24 protein-coding genes and 1 pseudogene are annotated in these 18,524 nt (G+C 72.0%); 6 read left to right on the plus strand and 19 right to left on the minus strand.

Annotated features, from left to right (window positions below; genetic code table 11):
- The first annotated feature begins 381 nt into the window (after positions 1-381).
- Entirely contained in the window at positions 382-924 is a 543-nt protein-coding gene (locus ACZ499_RS34360; protein ID WP_468680360.1) for a type 1 glutamine amidotransferase domain-containing protein, read from the plus strand.
- 24 nt (positions 925-948) lie between these two features.
- Positions 949-2,073 (plus strand): AI-2E family transporter, encoded by a 1,125-nt coding sequence (locus ACZ499_RS34365; protein ID WP_468680362.1) that lies wholly within the window; start codon positions 949-951, stop codon positions 2,071-2,073.
- 349 nt (positions 2,074-2,422) lie between these two features.
- On the opposite strand, the gene ACZ499_RS34370 is transcribed toward ACZ499_RS34365, so the two are convergent.
- From ACZ499_RS34370 to ACZ499_RS34445, 16 genes are all read right to left on the minus strand, one after another.
- A complete protein-coding gene (locus ACZ499_RS34370; RefSeq protein WP_468680363.1) occupies positions 2,423-2,719 on the minus strand; it encodes a DUF5133 domain-containing protein in 297 nt (98 codons plus the stop codon).
- Between the two features lie 111 nt (positions 2,720-2,830).
- Positions 2,831-3,007 (minus strand): CsbD family protein, encoded by a 177-nt coding sequence (locus ACZ499_RS34375; protein WP_385541484.1) that lies wholly within the window; start codon positions 3,005-3,007, stop codon positions 2,831-2,833.
- Positions 3,008-3,117: 110 nt separating this feature from the next.
- A complete protein-coding gene (locus tag ACZ499_RS34380; RefSeq protein ID WP_468680365.1) occupies positions 3,118-3,285 on the minus strand; it encodes a hydrophobic protein in 168 nt (55 codons plus the stop codon).
- A gap of 123 nt (positions 3,286-3,408) precedes the next feature.
- On the minus strand, positions 3,409-4,371 hold the full coding sequence (locus ACZ499_RS34385; protein WP_468680367.1) for a cation diffusion facilitator family transporter: 963 nt from the start codon (positions 4,369-4,371) through the stop codon (positions 3,409-3,411).
- Complete coding sequence (locus tag ACZ499_RS34390; protein ID WP_468680368.1) at positions 4,368-4,685, minus strand: gas vesicle protein K; 318 nt, start codon at positions 4,683-4,685, stop codon at positions 4,368-4,370. Before ACZ499_RS34390 ends, ACZ499_RS34385 begins: the two co-directional genes overlap by 4 nt.
- Positions 4,682-4,948 carry a gas vesicle protein gene (locus ACZ499_RS34395; RefSeq protein ID WP_468680370.1) on the minus strand — a complete coding sequence of 89 codons (267 nt, stop codon included), beginning with the start codon at positions 4,946-4,948 and terminating at the stop codon, positions 4,682-4,684. The genes ACZ499_RS34390 and ACZ499_RS34395 overlap by 4 nt, the downstream gene beginning before the upstream one ends.
- Positions 4,926-5,726: a GvpL/GvpF family gas vesicle protein gene (locus ACZ499_RS34400; protein ID WP_468680372.1), complete on the minus strand. Its 801-nt coding sequence runs from the start codon at positions 5,724-5,726 to the stop codon at positions 4,926-4,928. The genes ACZ499_RS34395 and ACZ499_RS34400 overlap by 23 nt, the downstream gene beginning before the upstream one ends.
- Positions 5,719-6,072 (minus strand): gas vesicle protein, encoded by a 354-nt coding sequence (locus ACZ499_RS34405; protein WP_371649893.1) that lies wholly within the window; start codon positions 6,070-6,072, stop codon positions 5,719-5,721. Before ACZ499_RS34405 ends, ACZ499_RS34400 begins: the two co-directional genes overlap by 8 nt.
- On the minus strand, positions 6,072-7,157 hold the full coding sequence (locus ACZ499_RS34410) for an SRPBCC family protein (RefSeq protein WP_468680374.1): 1,086 nt from the start codon (positions 7,155-7,157) through the stop codon (positions 6,072-6,074). The genes ACZ499_RS34405 and ACZ499_RS34410 overlap by 1 nt, the downstream gene beginning before the upstream one ends.
- Positions 7,150-7,710, minus strand: a complete 561-nt coding sequence (locus tag ACZ499_RS34415) for a DNA primase (protein WP_468680376.1) — start codon at positions 7,708-7,710, stop codon at positions 7,150-7,152. The genes ACZ499_RS34410 and ACZ499_RS34415 overlap by 8 nt, the downstream gene beginning before the upstream one ends.
- Positions 7,707-7,943: a gas vesicle protein GvpG gene (locus ACZ499_RS34420; protein WP_468680377.1), complete on the minus strand. Its 237-nt coding sequence runs from the start codon at positions 7,941-7,943 to the stop codon at positions 7,707-7,709. The genes ACZ499_RS34415 and ACZ499_RS34420 overlap by 4 nt, the downstream gene beginning before the upstream one ends.
- 44 nt (positions 7,944-7,987) lie before the next feature.
- Positions 7,988-8,704, minus strand: a complete 717-nt coding sequence (locus tag ACZ499_RS34425; RefSeq protein ID WP_468680380.1) for a GvpL/GvpF family gas vesicle protein — start codon at positions 8,702-8,704, stop codon at positions 7,988-7,990.
- The gene (locus ACZ499_RS34430; protein WP_385541506.1) at positions 8,701-9,120 is read right to left on the minus strand and encodes a gas vesicle structural protein GvpA; all 420 of its coding nucleotides are present in this window, start codon (positions 9,118-9,120) and stop codon (positions 8,701-8,703) included. The genes ACZ499_RS34425 and ACZ499_RS34430 overlap by 4 nt, the downstream gene beginning before the upstream one ends.
- 46 nt (positions 9,121-9,166) lie before the next feature.
- The gene (locus ACZ499_RS34435) at positions 9,167-9,481 is read right to left on the minus strand and encodes a gas vesicle protein GvpO (RefSeq protein ID WP_468680382.1); all 315 of its coding nucleotides are present in this window, start codon (positions 9,479-9,481) and stop codon (positions 9,167-9,169) included.
- A gap of 59 nt (positions 9,482-9,540) precedes the next feature.
- Complete coding sequence (locus tag ACZ499_RS34440) at positions 9,541-11,403, minus strand: transketolase (RefSeq protein WP_468680384.1); 1,863 nt, start codon at positions 11,401-11,403, stop codon at positions 9,541-9,543.
- Between the two features lie 2 nt (positions 11,404-11,405).
- On the minus strand, positions 11,406-12,737 hold the full coding sequence (locus tag ACZ499_RS34445; protein ID WP_468680386.1) for an NAD(P)/FAD-dependent oxidoreductase: 1,332 nt from the start codon (positions 12,735-12,737) through the stop codon (positions 11,406-11,408).
- A 168-nt stretch (positions 12,738-12,905) separates the two neighbouring features.
- Between ACZ499_RS34445 and ACZ499_RS34450 the strand changes: the two genes are divergently transcribed.
- Together ACZ499_RS34450 and ACZ499_RS34455 are read left to right on the plus strand one after the other, a co-directional pair.
- Positions 12,906-13,229 carry an agmatine deiminase family protein gene (locus ACZ499_RS34450; RefSeq protein ID WP_468680389.1) on the plus strand — a complete coding sequence of 108 codons (324 nt, stop codon included), beginning with the start codon at positions 12,906-12,908 and terminating at the stop codon, positions 13,227-13,229.
- 14 nt (positions 13,230-13,243) lie between these two features.
- Positions 13,244-13,579: pseudogene (locus ACZ499_RS34455) on the plus strand (agmatine deiminase family protein); the annotation flags it as partial.
- Positions 13,580-13,894: 315 nt separating this feature from the next.
- Here ACZ499_RS34455 and ACZ499_RS34460 read toward each other — a convergent pair.
- Positions 13,895-14,668, minus strand: coding sequence for a maleylpyruvate isomerase family mycothiol-dependent enzyme (locus tag ACZ499_RS34460; protein WP_468680391.1), 774 nt, complete (start codon positions 14,666-14,668; stop codon positions 13,895-13,897).
- Between the two features lie 104 nt (positions 14,669-14,772).
- Entirely contained in the window at positions 14,773-15,423 is a 651-nt protein-coding gene (locus ACZ499_RS34465; RefSeq protein ID WP_468680393.1) for a hypothetical protein, read from the minus strand.
- A 171-nt stretch (positions 15,424-15,594) separates the two neighbouring features.
- Between ACZ499_RS34465 and ACZ499_RS34470 the strand changes: the two genes are divergently transcribed.
- On the plus strand, positions 15,595-16,461 hold the full coding sequence (locus ACZ499_RS34470; RefSeq protein WP_468404200.1) for an LLM class flavin-dependent oxidoreductase: 867 nt from the start codon (positions 15,595-15,597) through the stop codon (positions 16,459-16,461).
- A gap of 15 nt (positions 16,462-16,476) precedes the next feature.
- Here the strand turns inward: ACZ499_RS34470 and ACZ499_RS34475 are convergent, their stop codons facing one another.
- On the minus strand, positions 16,477-17,382 hold the full coding sequence (locus ACZ499_RS34475; protein ID WP_468680395.1) for an MBL fold metallo-hydrolase: 906 nt from the start codon (positions 17,380-17,382) through the stop codon (positions 16,477-16,479).
- A 101-nt stretch (positions 17,383-17,483) separates the two neighbouring features.
- Between ACZ499_RS34475 and ACZ499_RS34480 the strand changes: the two genes are divergently transcribed.
- On the plus strand, positions 17,484-18,437 hold the full coding sequence (locus ACZ499_RS34480; RefSeq protein WP_468680397.1) for a cupin domain-containing protein: 954 nt from the start codon (positions 17,484-17,486) through the stop codon (positions 18,435-18,437).
- The last annotated feature ends 87 nt before the right edge of the window (positions 18,438-18,524 follow it).

The following is an 18,524-nucleotide window of genomic DNA, read 5'->3' on the forward strand; positions in this document are numbered from 1 at the left end:
CCCGGAGGAGGGCCCCGGCCCGGCCCTCGCGCCAGGTCTCGGCGACCATGCCGAGGCGTCGCTGGGCCGCCCGGGTCGCGGCCGTCTCGGCGAGCGCCGCCGTGCACCACACCGCGCGCCCGGTCGCCCCGGCTCCTCCGGGCGAGCGGGTACCCGGCGGTCCGCCGGGCAATCCCCCGGAAGGCGGTGCCACAGCTTCGTGAGGACCGGGAGGGGCACCCGGCTCCACGACACAACCGGGGCCGGGGCGGAGCATGCCGCGGCCCGTGCGCCGTGCGGCCCATGTGGCCGGATGCCCGGCGGTCGGAGATGCTCGGTCAAGAGACGGCAGACGACCGGGGCCGCATCCGCGCGCGGTGCGATGGGAAGGGAGCGCACGCCATGCAGGTGGCATTTCTCGTGGCGCCGGAGGGCGTCGAACAGGTGGAACTGACCGAGCCGTGGGAGGCCGTCACCAAGGCGGGCCACACCGCCAAGCTGGTGTCCACCGACAGCGGGCGCGTGCAGGCCTTCGATCATTTGGACAAAGCCGACACGTTCGCCGTCGATCTCACGGCCGGCTCGGCCCGGCCGGACGACTTCGCCGCACTGGTCCTGCCCGGCGGGGTCGCCAACCCCGACGCGCTGCGCATGGACGAGGACGCCGTCGCCTTCGCGAAGGCGTTCTTCGACCAGGGCAAGCCGGTGGCGGCCATCTGCCACGCGCCCTGGACGCTGGTGGAGGCCGATGTGCTGAGCGGGCGGACCCTCACCTCGTGGCCGAGCCTGCGCACCGACATCACCAACGCGGGCGGCGCCTGGGTCGACGAGCCGGTGCGGATCTGCACCGGCGGCCCCAACACCCTCATCACCAGCCGCAAGCCGGACGACCTCAAGGTCTTCTGCGACACGGTCCTGCGGACCCTGCGAGAAGGCACCGATTGAACCCGCGGGTGCGCGATGACATCCATGGGAACTGACGGCGAGGACGGCCGCGAGCCGGATCAGTCGGCCTCCGCAGAACCGGGACCGACGGGCGGCCGTGCCCGGGGCGTGAGCAGGAAGGGCGTCGGCGGCCGGTCCTGGTTCGCCGTCGGCTTCTCGCTGGGCCTGGGAGCGACGCTGGCGTGGCTGACGGTGCAGACCGTCCTGGAGGTCGGCAGCCTGCTCACACTTCTGCTGCTCGCCGTGTTCCTCGCGTTCGCCCTCGAACCCGTCGTCGTGTGGTTCACCCGCCACCGGATGCGCCGGGGCTGGGCCGTAGCGGTCGTCCTGGTCCTGCTGCTCGCGCTGTTCGCCGGGTTCCTGGCACTGGTCGTACCCCCGGCAGCCGACGAGATCAACGCGCTGGTGAATGCCGTTCCCGGCTGGCTGCGGGACCTGCACGACCACAACTCCACGCTGGGCCGCTTGGAGGACCGCTACCACCTGGTGGACAAGGCCAAGCAGCAGTTCTCCTCCGGTGGAGCGGCCGGGCTCGCCGGCGGGCTGCTCGGTGCCGGGAGGTTCGTGATCGGCGCGATCACCTCGGCCGCCATCGTCATCGTCGTGACGGTGTACGTGATGGCCTTCCTGCCCTCGCTCAAACGGTTCTGTCTGCGCTTCGTGGCGGCCCGCAAACGCCCGCACGCCCAGGAGGTCACCGAGGAGATCCTCAACCGGGTGGGGCGCTACATGCTCGGCAACGTGGCCACCTCGGTGATCGCCGGTGCGGCCACCTTCGTCTGGTGCGCGGTCCTCGGCGTGCCCTACCCCGCGGCTCTCGGCGTCTTCATCGCCCTGATGGACCTCATCCCCATCGTCGGCACCACCATCGGCGGCTTCGTCGTCAGCCTGGTGGCCCTGTCGGTGTCCCTGCCGGTCGCCCTGGCCACCGCGGGCTTCTACGTCGGTTTCCGGCTGGCCGAGGACTATCTGATCGTGCCCCGGGTCATGAAGTTCGCCGTCGACGTCCACCCGCTCGTCACGGTCGTGGGCGTACTGATCGGCGGGGCGCTGCTCGGCATCATCGGCGCCCTGGTCGCCATCCCGGCCGCCGTCGCCATCGGCATCGTCCTGGACGAGCACGTCTTCTCCAGGACGGACGCGTCCTGACGCGCCTGCCGTACGAGGGGAACCCTGGTACGGGACGTCGGCGGTGAGGCCGATGCCGTGCGCGGAAGACACGGGTGAAGCCGAACCGCGGGTAGTGCGCGGGTTCGTGGGTTCGTGGGTTCGTGCGGGAGAACACCTCGCGAGCTCACGCTCTCAGCGAGGCGGGGGCGACCGGGTCAGACCGTCGCCCGGGACGAGAGGGCGGTCCGTGCGCTGCTCTTCGCAGTGGCCTTGAACGTGGTCATCAGCCCCACCTCCCTTTCATCCTCAATGTGAAACGCCATGAACCCTTGGAATGTGCCACCTTGCCAAGAATGTGTCCTTGGAATTCATGGGTGGCTGCCGTGCGCTAGCTGGTCGGCGACGACGGGGGAGCGGCCGGGGCGAAGGGAGGGCGGGGCGCCGGGCGGCCGCGGCTGAGGTACCGCTCGGCGGCGTGCACCGCCTCGCGTGCCGTGCGCTCTCCCATGAGCACGCAGAGCGTGTAGGCGGTGTCCTCGAAGCGTCTGCGCAGGGCGGGCTCATGGGGCTGTGCCAGGACCGCGCGTTCGTGCGCCCGGTAGTGCGAGAGCAGCCGTGCGAGTGTCTGTTTGTCGGGCAGCAGCATCATGTCCTCCTGCACATGGGCGGGCCCCAGCCCACCCATCCTGACGGGGTCCGGGGACCTGCGCGAGCCGTAGTGCTGCGCTCCGTGACGACCCGCCGAAACGGGGCCCGGCGGAGTGACTCCGCCAGGCCCCGCAGTGCCGGAAACCGCTTACTTCCTGAACGCGTCCTTGGCCTTCTCCTTGGCCTGCCGAAGGTCGCCCTTCGACTTCTCGGCACGGCCTTCGGCCGCCTTGCTCTCATTGCCCACCGCGCGGGCCGCAGTCTCCTTGGCCTTTCCCTTGGCCTGCTCGACCTTGGCCTTGGCCTTTTCATTCTTTGCGGTCACGGTACTCACACCCTGATCTTTTCCGAAGTCGGTGGTCACGTCCGATTCTGACCGTTCAGCGGATTCTCAAACGTCTGCTTCGCGCGCCGAGAATTCCTTGGGTACCGCATTCACCACCGGTACCAGCGGCTCCGGCGTCCGCCGCCGGCGGGACGCGCGACGAAGCCCACCAGCCACAGGACGAGTACGGCAACGGCGACCCACCACAGAACCTGGACCGCGAAACCGGCGCCGAAGAGAAGCAGTGCGAGCAGCAGAACGACAAGAAGGGGAACCATGTTATGCACCTCCACAAAAGCGGGTTCCCCTGTAGGGCCGTGTCATGCACGGTGAATTCCGGACAGGGGGCCTGTGCCGGCAATTCCGGGCGGGGGAGTGCCCCTTCACGGTGTACGGCTCAGTCACCGCCCGGGCGTACGGGCAGCGGCCGTCGCCGCGTCCGTGACGTCCAGGAACACCTGGTCGGCGTCGGGCCAGATGTTGGCCACCGAGTCCTTGATGCGCTCGCAGACCAGCTCGGTCTCCTCGCTCTCCAGCCCCGGCGCCAGGTCGATACGGGCTGCGACCAGCGCCGAGTCGGTGCCGAGCCGCATGGTGAGCAGGGCCTCCACACTGTCGATCTCCGGCTGCGCGTCCAGCAACGCCCGGATGCGGTCGCGCATTTCGGGGTCGACAGCCTCCCCGATGAGCTGGTCGCGGGCGTCCTTGCCGAGCCGGTACGCCACGTACCCGAGGAGCACGCCGATGGCCAGCGAGGCCGAGCCCTCCCACACCGCCTGACCGGTCGCCATGTGCAGGGCCATCCCGGCGATCGCGAGGGCGACGCCGAGCACGGCCGTCCCGTCCTCCGCGACCACCGTGCGCAGCGCGGGATCGCGTCCGATGCCGCTGCCCGGCTGCCCGCGCACCTGGTGCAGGGCCCGCAGCAGGGAACCGCCCTCGGCGAGGAGGGCGACCCCGAGCACGACGAGCCCGGCGATGTACCCGGAGTGCGACTCGTTCGCGCCGGAGCGCAGCGCCTCGATGCCCTGGAAGACGGAGAAGCAGCCGCCCATCACGAAGATGCCCACCGCCGCTAGCAGGGACCAGAAGAAGCGTTCCTTGCCGTAGCCGAAGGGGTGGCGGCGGTCCGGCGGGCGGCGGCTGCGGCGCAGCGCGGCCAGCAGGAAGACCTCGTTGAAGCTGTCCGCGACGGAGTGGGCCGCCTCGGAGAGCAGCGCCGGCGAACCGGCGAAGACCCCGCCGACCGCCTTCGCCACGGCGATGAGCAGATTCGCGCCGAGCGCGACGAGGATGGTGAGCCGGGTGCCCGCGTCCTTGCTGCCGCTCTTCTCCGGTGCCGTGCCGTCGGTGTTCCCGCTCACCGTCCGCGCTCCTCGTGGGGGCCGCGCGCGGAGGGCTCGGTGGGCAGCAGCGGGCCGAGCGGTCCGAGGTCGATGTTGAGGTCTTCGGGACGGAGCCCGAACTTCGACCGCAGCTCGCCCATCCGGTCCTCCAGGAGCATCAGGGTGAGCCCGATCCGCTCCTCCTGCTCGCCCGTGAGCTCGCCGGTCTCGACGCGGCGCAGGGCCTGACGTTCCATCAGCTGACGGAGAAGCTCTACCACGGTCAGGACCAGCCGGGCGAGATCGCGCTCCACCGTGTCGGCGTCGAGCTCCACGCGCCGTCGCCCGCTCATGTGCCCTCCCCCAACAGGCCGTACGGGCTTGCCGACAGCGCGGCCCCGTCACTCTCGTACGCGCTCTCGAACGGCGAGGGGACCTCCGCGCTCACCGAGCTGACCAGCGCGTTGAGATCGACCCTGACCAGGTCCACGTCCGCGATGCGCAGGGTCAGATCGCCGGCGATGACCACGCCTCCCGCGAGGAGCCGGTCGAGCAGATCGACGAGGGCGATCTGCCGCTCGCCGTACCCGCCGTCAGCGGATGCCGTCCGAGTCACCGGCTCCCCCTCCGTCCGCGTCCACGGTGCCCGCGAAGGAGTACGGCGGCCACGGCCCCGTCACCTCGACGCGCACCCCCTCGACCCGCGACCTGTGCGGCTCGACGAGCGCGACGAACTCCGCGCTGCGCTCACGCGGCACCAGATAGGCGGCGTTGAGCACGTTCTCGCCCGGCTGCCCGGAGACCCGCGCGTTCTGCGGCCGGTGCAGCCGGTCCGCCTCGGCGTGCCCGGACAGTTCCTGGTGCAGACTGCGGGAGAGGGCGCCCGCCTGGCGCCAGGTGTCCTCACGGGCCTGGCGCTGCCCCAGCCTGCGGCGCAGATAGTCCCGCCCGCTCGCGGGCTTCGCCTGCGGCGCCGCCGCAGGCTCGGGGTCCCCGGCCTCCGCGTACACCTTGACACCCCATTCGACCCGTCCGTCCAGCCGCTCCAGGGCCGGTACGAAGCTGGCGCGTCCGGAGTCCAGCAGTCGGCGCACCCCGCTCGTATCCCGGCACACCGTGGCGAGCCGCAGGGGAATCGCGCAGGTCACCGAGGACAGTGCGGCCACCACCGCCTGATGGGCGCGGGCGGTGGTGGCGAGCCAGTCCAGCTCCTCCAGATGGGCGCGGAGCGGGACGGCGTCGAAGTCCCCGGCGGGCACCGGGCTCGCCGCCGCGCACAGACCGTCGTGGACGATCAGCCGCGGCGGCTCGCCGTCCAGGCCGCTCACGCCCTCGGGCAGCACCCCGTCGAAAGGCCGCACCACCGCGTAGACGTACCACAGCGACTCATTCATCACGTACCACCTCCGCGTGCGCGTCCCGGGAATCGTCGTGACGGCTCTCCAGTTCGGCGATCCGGGCCTGCAATTGCTCGTTCTCGCGGGCGAGTTCACGTCGGCGGGCCGCGCCGGAGAGGGCCGGGTCGTCCTCCCACCAGTCGATGCCCATTTCCTTTGCCTTGTCCAAGGAGGCGACGATGAGGCGGAGCTTGATGGTGAGCAGTTCGATGTCGAGGAGATTGATGCGAATGTCCCCGGCGATGACGATTCCCTTGTCGAGGACGCGTTCGAGAATATCGGCGAGATTCGCGCTGCCGCCGTCCGACGCATACGGATCGGAGAGCCGTCCCGGGGTCGTCATCAGCGCCTCCGCGAGCCGGACTTGACGTGTCGGCGCCCGGATTCCTCAGGCTCGGGCTCCTCGGCCGCATCCTCTTCCCATTCGTCGTCATATTCGACGGCGCCGTTTTCCTCGGAGTCCTCGGGAATGTCCTCGTCCCCCTCCGGCTCCTCCTCGTACTCGCCCTCCAACGGCTCCTCGTCCTCAGGGGCCTCGTCGTAGATGTCCTGGGAAGTCTTCTCGTCGTCGTACACATCCTGGTCGCGCGTCTTCTCCTCGTGCGCCAGCGCGTCCTCGTGGCTCAGGACGACCTCGCCGTCGCGGATCTCGCCGCGCCAGCCGTCCGGGGCCTCGCCGCGCAGGGCGATGTGCCGGGCGAAGTTCTTCAGGTCGAGCCGGGCCCGGCGGCCCTGGGCGCGCCAGATGTTGCCGGTCCGCTCGAACAGGCCCTTCGGGTAGTACTCGACCACCAGCAGCACCCGGGTGAGGGAGCCGCCCAGCGGGTGGAAGGTGACCACGCCCTTGGTGGTGCCCTTGGCGCCCTCCGAGGTCCACGCGATGCGCGCGTCGGGGACCTGCTCGGTGGTGTGCGCCTTCCAGCTGCGGCTCGACCAGAAGACCTTCAGCTTCCAGTCGGAAGTCGTGTCGTCGGCGCTGTTCGCGCTGCGGACACCCTTGGTGAAGTGGGAGAACTCCTGGTATTGGGTCCACTGGTCGTACGCGTCGCGGACCGGTACGCCGACGTCCACCGACTCCATGATGACGGTGGGCTTGCGGCCGCCGCCGCCCTTGCCCCGCTTGCCGCCCAGGTTCTTGAGCGTGTCGGTGACGTTCTCCTTGAGGTGGCCGGCGCCGAGCTCCAGGGTGGTACGGACCGGCCCCTTGCCCTCGGTGAGCTTGCGGCCGCCCTTCAGCGCCAGCGCGGCGAACCCGGGGCTGCGCCCCTCGGCGATGTCGTTCAACTTCCCCGTGGATTCTCCGAGTTTGCGCCCGATGCCGGTCAGCGCCCGCTCCAACTGGGCGAGCGCGAGGGCCTGCAGCTCGGACTTGAGGCGCTCCGTGACCGCGCTGTCGACCAGACCCGTCGCCTGTTTCGTCTCAGTCACGGGAACGGCTCCCCTTCACCTCGGCGCGCTCCGAGGAGCGGCTCTTGGTGCCCGGGGCCCGGCGTGCCGCGGTCTTCTTCGCGGTGACGGCACGGCGTGCCGGCTCGGACTTCTTCGCCGCCTCCGCCTCCGCCTTCTTCGCGGGCGCGGACCGCTTCGCCCGATCGGTCGTCTTCCTGGCGGGGGCGGTGGCCTTGTCGGCCGCCTCGGCCCCGCTCTCCGCGTCCGGCACCACCCCGGCGATACGGTCCTGCACATCGAGGGTGCGGTCGTGCAGCCGGTCCGCGATCCCTTCGAGCTGCCGGTTGACCAGGGCGCCGGTGGCCGCCTTGCCCACCCCGCGCAGGTCCTCGCGCAGTTGGTCGCCGATCTCCTTGAACTGGGGGTTGCTCTCCAGCTGCCCGGCCGCGAACTCCGCGAGCGCCCCGGGGCTCAGCTTGAGCCGCTTGCCGAGCACCATGGTGCCGATACCGAACGCGAGCTTGGCCTTCTTGGTGCGGCCGAGCACATAGCCCGCGCCTACCGCGAGCCCTATTGCCAACCGGTTGTTCATCGTGAGGGATTCCTGTTCTCCAGCCGGTCGAGAAGCTCGTCCTCGCGGCGGTCGAACTCGGCCTCGTCGATCTCACCCGCCATCAACTGCTCGTCCAGCAGGGCGAGTTCCTCGCGAATGGCCGAGGGGTCGTAGTACTGCTGCTCCGCCTGCGCGACCACCTGCTCCAGCACCCAGAAGGTGCCGCGCACAGGGGCCGCGGGAAGCAGCAGCAGTTCTTTGAGCAGGCCCACGCGGAGCCTCCCGTCGTTGCGTACGTCAGTCGTCGTTGCGTACGTCAGTCCGTGAAGCTGTACGGGGGCAGCGGGCCGTGCACCTGGACGATGAGGTACGGCGTCTGCTTGCGCAGCATCTCCACGGACGCCACGAACTCGTCGGCGCGTTCGCGCGCCACCAGGTACGAGAGGTTGGCCAGCCAGCCGGTGGACTGCGGCCCGGGCCGCTCGTCCTCGGCGGCGCGTTCCAGCGCCCGCTGGATCAGCACCGCGTCCCGCGCCTCGCGCTGCTGGACCTCGGCGGCGATCCGCTCGCCGAGGTGCAGCTTCTGCTCGTAGGTGCCGCCGCCCGCCCGTCGGTTGGCGTCGCTCATGGCGCGCAACTCCGGGCTGTCCGCGAGCACTTGGTGCAGCACGGCCTCCTCGTCGTGGGCGGCCTTGATGTTGTACTCGACCTTGCCCTCAAGAGCTTCGAGGCGCTCCAGATACCGTTCGCCGTGCTCGGCGAGCGCGGCCTTCACGGCCTCGTCGTCGGGTGAGACGCCGCCGAACCGCATCGGCAGGACCGGGCCGCCCGCGCCCGCCTCGGCGAGCACGCTCTGATGGGCCAGCAGATCGCGCCGCTTGGGCCGCAGGTCGTCGGGCGCGTCGCTGACCAGCGCCACCAGCTCGCCCTGGGCGACGGTCCGCACCGGGCGCGGCGGATCCCCGACGCCGCCCATCTCCTCGGGCAGGTGGGCGTGGGCGCGGTGCGCGATCCCGTAGACATACGTGGTCATTCCTGCTCCTCCTTGCGCCGCGCGGCGGTACGCCGGGTGCGGGGACGCTGCTCGGGTTCGGATTCCTCGCGGGCCTGCTGGAAGGCGTCGGAGATGGTCTGGGCGGCGCCGGAGAGCGCGCCCTTGGACTTGCCGCGCGCACCGGACTCGGTGATCTCCCCGACCAGGTCGGGCAGTCCGGGACTCTTGCGCGGCCCGGCCTCCAGGTCGAGCCGGTTGCACGCCTCGGCGAAGCGCAGATAGGTGTCGACGCTCGCGACGACCACCCGTACGTCGATCTTGAGTATCTCGATGCCGACGAGGGAGACGCGCACGAACGCGTCGATCACGAGCCCCCGGTCGAGCACCAGCTCCAGGACGTCGTAGAGACCACTGGTCCCGCCGCTGCCGCCTTGTTGTGCCGGGACAACCGTCATGGTGTCCGGACCTCCTTGTCTGTGAAGTCGTCTGTGAACTCGTGTCTCAGGGGTTGCGGTCGGCCCGCCCCCGCTCGTACCGGCGCAGTTGCCGGTACCCGGTCAGCTCGCCGCGCCGGTCCAGCTCCACCTCGTACGAGGCGAGCAGGCTCATGGTGTCCGGGACCCGGGCGAGTTCGAGGACCTCGATGCGCAGCACCCAGCCGTCCTCGGCGCGTTCGAAGGACGAGACCGACTCCGCCGTCATACCGGTGAGTTCGGCGAGCTGGGCCCGTGCGCCGCGCAGCACGTCCATCGCGCCGGGCAGCTCCTCCTGGGACTTGCGCTTGTTGCCGGACGGGTTCTCTGATGTGTTCGCCATGTCACCTCGCATCTGAGACCTTCCGGGTAGCCCCGCGCGGGCGGGGCAAACCCGTTGGATCAGCTCGTGACGACCCGCTCGTACAGCACCCGGACCGTCGCCGTGATGGACGCCGCGTCGATCCCGGCCTCGGCCAGTTGCTCCTCGGGGGCCGCGGAGCCGGGCATGTTCTCGACGGCGAGCCTGACGAGGCGGGGCATGGGGCGGCCGTCGGCGAAGCACTCGGCGACCGCGTCGCCGATGCCGCCCTGCGTGCGGTGGTCCTCGACGGTGACCAGACACCCCGTCAGCGCCGCCGCCTCCTGGAGCACCCGCTCGTCGACCGGCTTCACCGAGTACAGGTCGATGACCCGCACCGGGATGCCGCCCTCCTCCAGCGCGTCGGCCGCGACCAGCGCCTCGTGGACGGTGACGCCCGCCGCGACCAGGGTCACCTTGTCGTGCGGCGAGGACCGCAGTACCTTGGCGCCGCCGACCGGGAACTCCTCGTCGGGCCCGTAGAGGACCGGGGTGTCGCCCCGGGTGGTGCGCAGATAACGGATGCCCTCGCCGTCCGCGGTCGCCGCCACGAGCTTCGCCGTCTGGTTGGCGTCGCAGGGGTAGAGCACCGTACTGCCGTGCACCGCCCGGAACATCGCCAGGTCCTCCAGTCCCATCTGCGAGGGCCCGTCCTGCCCGATGGCGACCCCGGCGTGCGAGCCCGCCACGATGAGCGAGGCCCGGCTGATCGCGGCCATCCGCACGAAGTCGTGGGCGCGGGTCAGGAACGCGGCGAACGTGGCGGCGTACGGCGTCCAGCCCCGGGCCGCCAGACCCACGGCGGCGGCCAGCATCTGCTGCTCCGCGATGTAGCACTCGAAGTAGCGCTCGGGGTGCTCCTTCGCGAACAGCTCCGCCTTCGTCGAGTCGCCCACCTCGCCGTCGAGCACCACGACGTCGCCGCGCGCCGCGCCGAGCGCGGCGAGCGCCTGCCCGTACGCCGTGCGGGTGGCGACCTTCTCGCCCACCTCGTAGCGGGGCAGCTCAGGACGGCCGGACGATACGGGCCGGGGCGCTCGGGCGGCGGGCGGTGCGGTGACGCCGACGCGGATGAAGCGGGGGCCGCCGAGCTCGACGACGGCGGCCTCCGCGTCCGGGAGCGGCTTGCCGTGCAGGCCCTCGCGGTCCTCGACGGAGGCGACGCCCTTGCCCTTCACCGTGCCCGCGAGGATCGCGGTGGGCCGGCGCGGCGTGGCCGCCGCCTCCCGGTACGCCGCGTCGATCGCCTCGACGTCATGGCCGTCGACCTCGACGGTGTGCCAGTCGAAGGCGCGGAACCTGCGCGCGTACGCGGCCAGGTCGCGCTGGTGGCGGGTCGGGCCGCGCTGGCCGAGCCGGTTGACGTCGACGATCAGCGTCAGATTGTCCAGGTGCTGGTCCCCGGCGTGCTCGGCCGCCTCCCACACCGAGCCCTCCGCCAGCTCGCTGTCGCCGCACAGCACCCAGACGCGGTACGGAAGGTGGTCGAGGTGTTTGCCCGCCAGTGCCATGCCCACCCCGACCGGCAGCCCCTGGCCGAGCGAGCCGGTGGCCACGTCCACCCACGGCAGCCGAGGCGTCGGATGCCCCTCCAGGCGGCTGCCCTGCCTCCGGAAGGTGAGCAGCTCCTCGTCGTCGACCACCCCGGCCGCGCGGTACATGGCGTACAGCAGCGGCGAGGCGTGCCCCTTGGAGAGGATCAGCCGGTCGTTGGCGGGGTGCTCGGGCCGCTCGAAGTCGTACCGCAGATGACCGGCCAGGAGCACGGCGGCCAGGTCGGCCGCGGACATCGAAGAGGTGGGGTGGCCGGACCCGGCGGCGTCGGCGGCGCGGACCGCGTCGACCCTCAACTGCTGTCCCAGTCCGGTCAGTTCGGTGCGGTCGGCGGTGCGGGCGCTCTTCATGGTCAGTCCTTTCGGGTCGTGGGTGCGGGGCCGCCCGGGATGCGGGCCTGCTCCGGGGTCGCCGTGTCCAGTGGCACCGACCAGGACCGCACAAGGCCCAGCTGGACGCCCTGGCGGGGGAGTACGGCGTCGAGCAGCCAGTCGGCCGCCACACGCACCCGGTTGCCGGGCATGGCGGCGAGGTGGTAGCCGCGGGTGACTGCGCCGGCGAGGATGCCCGAGAGCGGTACGCCGAGCGGGTTGGCCGCGGCCTGCACCCCGCCGAGGTCCACGACGAACCCCAAGTCGTGGTGTTTGTACGGTTGTTGGGTGCCGAAGCCGAGCGAGGCGGCGACGTTGAGCGCGGCCGTCTTTCCCTGCCGGGAGGCGTGCTGCGCGGTCATCGGGGTGAACTCGCCCGGCCGGGTGAGGTCGGGCACGGCCGCCGCGTCGCCGCAGGCGAACACCTCGGGGCGGCCCGGCACGCTCAGCTGCGGCTCCACCAGCAGCCGTCCGCGCTCCACGGACAGACCGAGCTCCGAGACCAGCGGATCCGGCCGCACGCCCACGCACCAGATGAGGGTGCGGGTCGGGATGAACTCGCCGTCGTCCAGGTGCACCCCGTCGTCGGTCGCCTCCTTCACCGAGGTGCCCGTGCGTACGTCGACACCCCGGCGGCGCAGCACCCGGTCGGCCGTGGTGGACAGCCTGCGGTCGAGTTCGGGCAGCAGCCGGTCGGCGATGTCGAGCAGGATCCAGCGCGCCGGTTCGCGCCGGTCGAGGGCGTCGGTGAACAGCTTTCCGTGCGCGGCCACCTCGGTGCCGGTGTAGCCGCCGCCGACCACCACGAAGGTGCGCCGCGCGGCCCGTTCCTCCGGCGTGTCGGTGCCCTGCGCGGCCAGTTCCATCTGCCGGGTGACGTGGTCGCGCAGATACAGCGCCTCGGGCATCCCACGGAAGCCGTGTGCGTGCTCGGTGACCCCGGGCACCGGAAGCAGCTTGTTGACGCTGCCCACGGCGAGCACCAGCCGGTCGTACACCAGCTCGCCCGCCACCCCCTCCGGCCCCGTGTAGTGCACCTTCGAGGCATCCAGATCGACGTTTCCGGCCTCACCGAGGACGAGCCGCACCCCGGGAAGCGTCCCGGTCAGGGAGACGGTGACCCGGCGCGGCTCCAGGATCCCGGCGGAGACCTGGGGGAGCAGCGGGAGATAGAGGAAGTAGTCCGTGGGGTTGAGCAGGGTGATCCGGGCGCGGCCGCGCATACGGCGGGAGAGGGTGCGGGCGGCCTGGTATCCGGCGAATCCGGCCCCGACGACGACGATGCGGGGACGGTCCGGAGTCTGGGTGGTCACGTTCGGCTCCCGGTGGCTGGGGGCAGGCGGACAGGCTTCCCGCGTGCCCTCGGCGGGCGGGGCCAAACACGGGGCGGGCGCTTCGGCGGGCGTCGGACGGCCGTGTCGGACGGCCGTGTCGGACGCCGGTGGTCATGACCGTCCGACGTCGAGGTCGTACCGATCCCGGTGGACGACCTGTGGGCCAGGGACACGGTCCCGGTGTTCGTGGAGGACGGCGGGGAGGTGCGCGGCGTCGGCCTCGACTTCAGCGGCCGGGACGGCAAGCAGCGGCACGCCGACGACGCCGGGGTCGCCCGCGCGGTGCTCGCGAAGTGCGGCATCCCTCGCGAGCGGACCTGGCTCGTGGCCGAGGGCGGCTCGTTCGAGACCGACGGCGCGGGCACGCTGATGGTCACCGAGAACTCGGTGGTCGACGACCACCGCAACCGCGGCAGGTCCCGGCAGCAGATCGGGGACGAGCTGAAGGGGGGCTCGGCGTGGCGAAGGTGATCTGGTTCGACGGCGTGCGCGGCGAGGACATCACCGACGCGCACGTCGACTCGCCGGCCCGTTTCGTCGCGCCCGGAGTCGTCCTCCTGGACCGGGCGTTCCCGGGCGAGCCCGCGGACTCCTGGTCCCGCTCGGCCGATCAGACCAGGCGGGTCCTCAAGGACACCACGGACGCGCGCGGCAAGAAGATCGAGGTCATCGACCTGCCGCAGCCCGACCCCGACCGCATCACCGGCACCGGCCCCGAGATGCTCACCTCGTACGTCAACGTCTACGTCGCCAACGGGACATTGTTCGTACCGGAGTTCGGCGACGCCAAGGCCGACGACCGCCCCAACGGGATCCTGCGCGACCACTTCCCCGGCCGCGAAGTCGTGGCCGTGAAGGTCGACGCCATCGCCTCAGGCGGGGCGCCATCCACTGCTCGACCCACGACCAGCGGGGCAGGCCCGCGGAGTGAGGCGCGGGCGCCCGGTCCGGTGAGGAGGCGGGGCGGTCCGCCGGGAACCCACGCCCTGGATCCTCCGTCTGCCGCGGCAGGAAGTCGGTCCCGGCGCTGTGGCCCGAACGCTTCGATCTCGTCCGGGTGTTCACGCGGCGGGCCGACAGGCGGTCGTCCCGGGCGGTGGCGCGGCATCTCTTGGAGGGCGGCGCCGGGACCTCGTTCAGAACTCGGAGTTGGCGAACCAGCGCTCCAGCAACTCCGCGTCCCCGCTCGTCTCCACCGACCCGGCCGAGCGGTCGAGGCGGCCGTAGACGAGCAACAGGAGGTCGGCGGCGGTTCCCCGGACGGTGGCGTCGGCGGCCGTGCCGTTCGCGTCCGGGACGAGGCCGAAGCCGTCGGGGCGCAGCTGTACGAGCCATTCGCCGTCCGTGTCCGCGCACGCGAAGCGGATGTGCTGGACGGAGCCGGCGCCGCGCAGATTCGCGACCTTGGGTGCGAAGAAAGCGGCGAAGGGGAGGTTGACCAGGAACTCGTCGACGCCGTCCCGGGCGAGCGTGCGGTCGATCTCGGAGTCCAGCCCCAGAGCCCGCTCCGCGTCGAAGCGGTGCACCAGGGTCTCGAACAGCATCCGGCGCACCCAGAAGCGGGCATGGCCGTCCGCGCCCCAGACCCACATCGGCGCGTCGAGGTCCGTGCTCGCGAACGCCTCCGCCGCCTCGGCCGCGCCCGACGCGAGCCAGTCGGCGTAGCCGTCCTCCCGCTCCGGCAGCCGCAGGTCCACGTCGCGGCTCTTGGGCCGCTCCTGGACGCGACCGCGCAGCAGCGCCGTGAACATGCGCTGCGCGCCGCCGGTGTGCTTGATCAGGTCGACCAGGGTCCAGCCCGGGCAGGTGGGTACGGCGAGCGTCAGGTCGGCGCCCTTGACCAGGCCCGCGAACCGGGCGCTCTCCGCGGCGACGGCCGTGCGGTGGTCGAGCGGTTCGGCAGTGTTCATGGTGTCGCGCCTCCTGGCATACCGGTTCTGCTTCACCGGCAGCGTGTCACAGCCGCCCCGGCCGGGTGCAGGCGGGCAGGCGGCTCGCGCGTGAGGTGCGCGCGCTACTTCACCGCGGCACTGGCCAGCACCGCGTCGACCACCCGGCTGTCGGTCGGCTCGGGCGACTCGGTGACGCCGAGCAGGAAGGCCGAGCGGTCGCCGCTCTGCGTGACGATGGTCAGGCGCAGCCGGCCCGCCCTGCCGGTGTCGTCGTGCACGCTCAGCGCCACCGTGTACGCGGGACGGCCGCTCACCGCCGTGGCCCTGGACTCCTCGACCGTCGACTTGCCGTCGGGGTAGAAGAACTCCGCGTTGGACCGGGCCGCCGTCTCCGTACGCTGCTTCAGGGCCGACTCGTCGATCCCCCTGCCCCGCCCGGCGAGTACGGCGGCGCCACCCTGGCCCTCGGGCCCCTTGGTGGTGATCGAGGAAGTGAAGGCCTGGATCAGATCCTTGCCGTCGTTGCGCTTCCAGCCCTCGGGCACGGCGTACGAGAGCCCGGCCGAGGCATCCGTCACACGCGGCCGCCCGGCCAGCGGGGAGCTGTCCTCGTCCAGGGTCAGCCACCACACCGCCGCCCCGGCGACGAGCACCAGGACCAGCGCGCCGACGAGGACGCCGACGATCCGGGCGCGCCGGGTGCGCGGCTGTCCGGGCTGGACCGGAGCCATCGGCTGAAGGGGCGGCGGGCTGACGGAGGGCGGTGTTGTCATGGCCCCAGCTTCCGGGGCGAGGCCGGGCGCGGACCTGAGCGGTCGTACTCAGCCCGGTGCCCACAGGTACTCACCCGTACTCAGACCACTCACCCGTACCCGGATCCCTGGGGCACGCCAGTTCCATCCGTCCCGTTTCGGCCCGCCGCGACCAGGGGAAGTAACCCCGCCATGACCACACTTGGCGCTGTCTTCCGCCCGCAGAACGCTCCCGAACGCCTCCGCTCCGTCGCCCTCGCGGCCGACTCCGCCGGTCTCGAACAGCTCTGGCTCTGGGAGGACTGCTTCCTGGAGAGCGGCATCGCCAGTGCGGCGGCGGCGCTGGCGTGGACCGAGCGGCTGCACGTGGGCGTCGGGCTGCTGCCGGTGCCGCTGCGCAATGTGGCGCTGACCGCGATGGAGAGCGCGACGCTGCACCGGCTCTTCCCCGGCCGCGTCACCCTGGCCGTGGGCCACGGGGTGCAGGACTGGATGGAGCAGGTCGGGGCGCGGGCCGAGTCGCCGCTGACGCTGCTGGGGGAGCATCTCGGTGCGCTGCGCGGCTTGTTGGGCGGGGAGAGCGTCACCGTCGCCGGACGCTATGTGCGGCTCGACGGGGTCGCGCTGGACTATCCGCCGCACGGGCCCGCCCCCGTGCTGTCGGGCGCGACCGGCCCGCGCACCCTGCGCCTGTCCGGCGAGGCGTCCGACGGCAGCGTCCTGGTGGCGGGCACCGGCCCGGACGGGGTGCGCCGGGCCCGTACGCTCGTCGACGAAGGCCGGGCCGCGGCCGCCCGTACCGACCACCACCCCCTGGTCGTCTATCTGCTCGCCGCCACCGGGCCGGACGCCGCCGAGCGGGTGCGTGCGGAGCTCGCGGCGAAGAAGGGCGGGGACGGCTTCGCCGTGACCGGGGACGCCGCTGCCGTCGCGGAGGCGGTGCGGCGGCTCGCCGAGGCCGGGGCGGACAGCGTGATCCTCGAACCCACCGCCGACGAGCCGGACGCCGAGGCGTTCGTCCGGTTCACCGCCGAGGAGGTCCGCCCGCTGGTGCCCTGACCGCCCGCCCGTTCCTCACCCGACGGTCGAGGGTGCGAGCGTGAAGCCGGAGCCCTCGCGCCGGACCTCGACGAGACCAGCCCCGGCGAAGTGTGCCGGAACGACCAACTCCCGCTCGTTGGCGGCCCGTTCGAGGATGCGGCGGCGGCTGGCGACTGCCTGTTCCGCGTCGAGGCAGAAGCCGCTGTTGCAGGACGGGTCGAGGATCTGCACCGGGCTGTGCAGCAGGTCCCCCACGAAGACCGCCCGGTCGGTCCCGGACGCGAGCCGCAGGACGGACGAGCCGGGGGTGTGGCCGGGGGCGGACTCCAGGGTGAGGTGTTCGTCGATGCGGTACGAGCCGTCCCACAGTACGGCCTGCCCGGCTCGGTGGACCGGCGCCACGCTGTCCTCGTAGAGCAGCCGGTCGTCCCGGCGGGCGCCGTTCGCGTACGAGTTGTCCGGTCCGTAGTGGAAGTCGTCGGCGGCGGGGAGGAGATAGCGGGCGTTGGGGAACGTGGGCACCCACTCCCCGTCGACGTCCCTGGTGTTCCAGCCGACGTGGTCGCTGTGGATGTGCGTGTTGACGACGACGTCGACGTCCTCGGGGCGCACACCGGCCCGCGCCAGAGCGCCGAGGAAGTCGCCCTGCCAGTGGTGGAAGCGCGGCGAGTCGGGCCGCTCGCGCCCGTTGCCCACTCCGGTGTCGACCAGAACGGTCCGTCCGCCGCTGCGCAGCACCCACGTCTGGAGCGCGAGTACCGCCGTGTCGCTCTCCGGCTCCCAGTGGTCGGGTGCCAGCCAGTCCTCGTTGTCCTTCCACGCCTCGGCGCCGGACTCCGGGACGAGGCCGCGGGCGGGCACGAACGGCCCCTGCCACTCGACGACCCGCGTGACCTCGACGTCCCCCAGCGTGATGCTCTGCTCGCTCTCCATGCTCATGTCCTCGACCGTACGACGGAGCAGGTGAGCTTCTCAATGCCTGTTCGGCTCATCTGGATACGTGTACGTCTCATCGTCGGCCTGGGAGATACGCTGCCGGGGTGGACGTGGTGAGCGATGCGATCTCGGCCGTACGGATCGGACGGCCCTCCTCCAACCGGGTGCGGGCCAGCGGGAGCTGGTGCACGCGCCTCGCCCCGTACGACGGAGCCGGTTTCCACATCGTCCTTGAGGGCTCCTGCTGGCTGCTGCCCGACGGCGGCGACCCGGTCGCGCTCGGCGTGGGTGACGCGGTGCTGCTGCCGCACGGCGCGGGGCACGTGCTCGCGGACTCCGCCGTCGACGCGGAGGCCGTGGCGCGGGCGCTGCCGTTCGACGACTGGTCCGGTGGCGGGTATCCGTCCTCGGAGCCCACGCCTGCCGCTTTTGCCGACGCGCAGGCGCGACTCCACGTGCTCTGCGGGAAGTACCGGCTCGACCACAGCCGTGTCCACCCGCTGATGGCGGAGCTGCCGCAGGTCGTCCATCTGCCGCACCGAGTGGGTCGTCACCCCGAACTCCGCGCCGCGATCGACCTGTTGGGCAGCGAGCTCGGCGGCCCGCGCCCCGGCGCGGGCATCGCGGTCCCCAGCCTGCTCGACCTCCTGCTCGTCTATATGGTCCGGGCCTGGATGAGCGAGAGCACGGCCGGAGCGTGGTCGGCCGCGTTGGGCGACCCGGTGGTGGCGAGCGCCCTGCGCGCGCTGCACGCGGACCCGGCCGCCCCGTGGAGCAACGACCGGCTGGCCACCGAGGCCGGTGTCTCGCGCCCCACTCTGGCCCGCCGGTTCACCGCGCTGGTGGGCCGCCCGCCGATGGCGTACCTCACCTGGTGGCGGCTGACCCGCGCGGCGACCCTGCTCCGCGACACGACCGACCCCCTGGCCGCCATCGCCGCCCGGATCGGCTACGGCACCCCGTACGCCTTCTCCCATGCCTTCAACAGGGAGTTCGGCACCACACCCGGCCGCTACCGCGAAGGCCATCAAGGAGATCGCGCCCGCGGACCGGCCTAGGGCGTGTTTCGAAAGTAGCGTCGTCCGCCCGAAGGGCGGGCCCGGCGGCGTCTGGTGCGTGCGATCGCAAGGCGGAGGGTCGCCCCG

It is taken from the genome of Streptomyces sp. NPDC031265 (genome assembly GCF_055570295.1).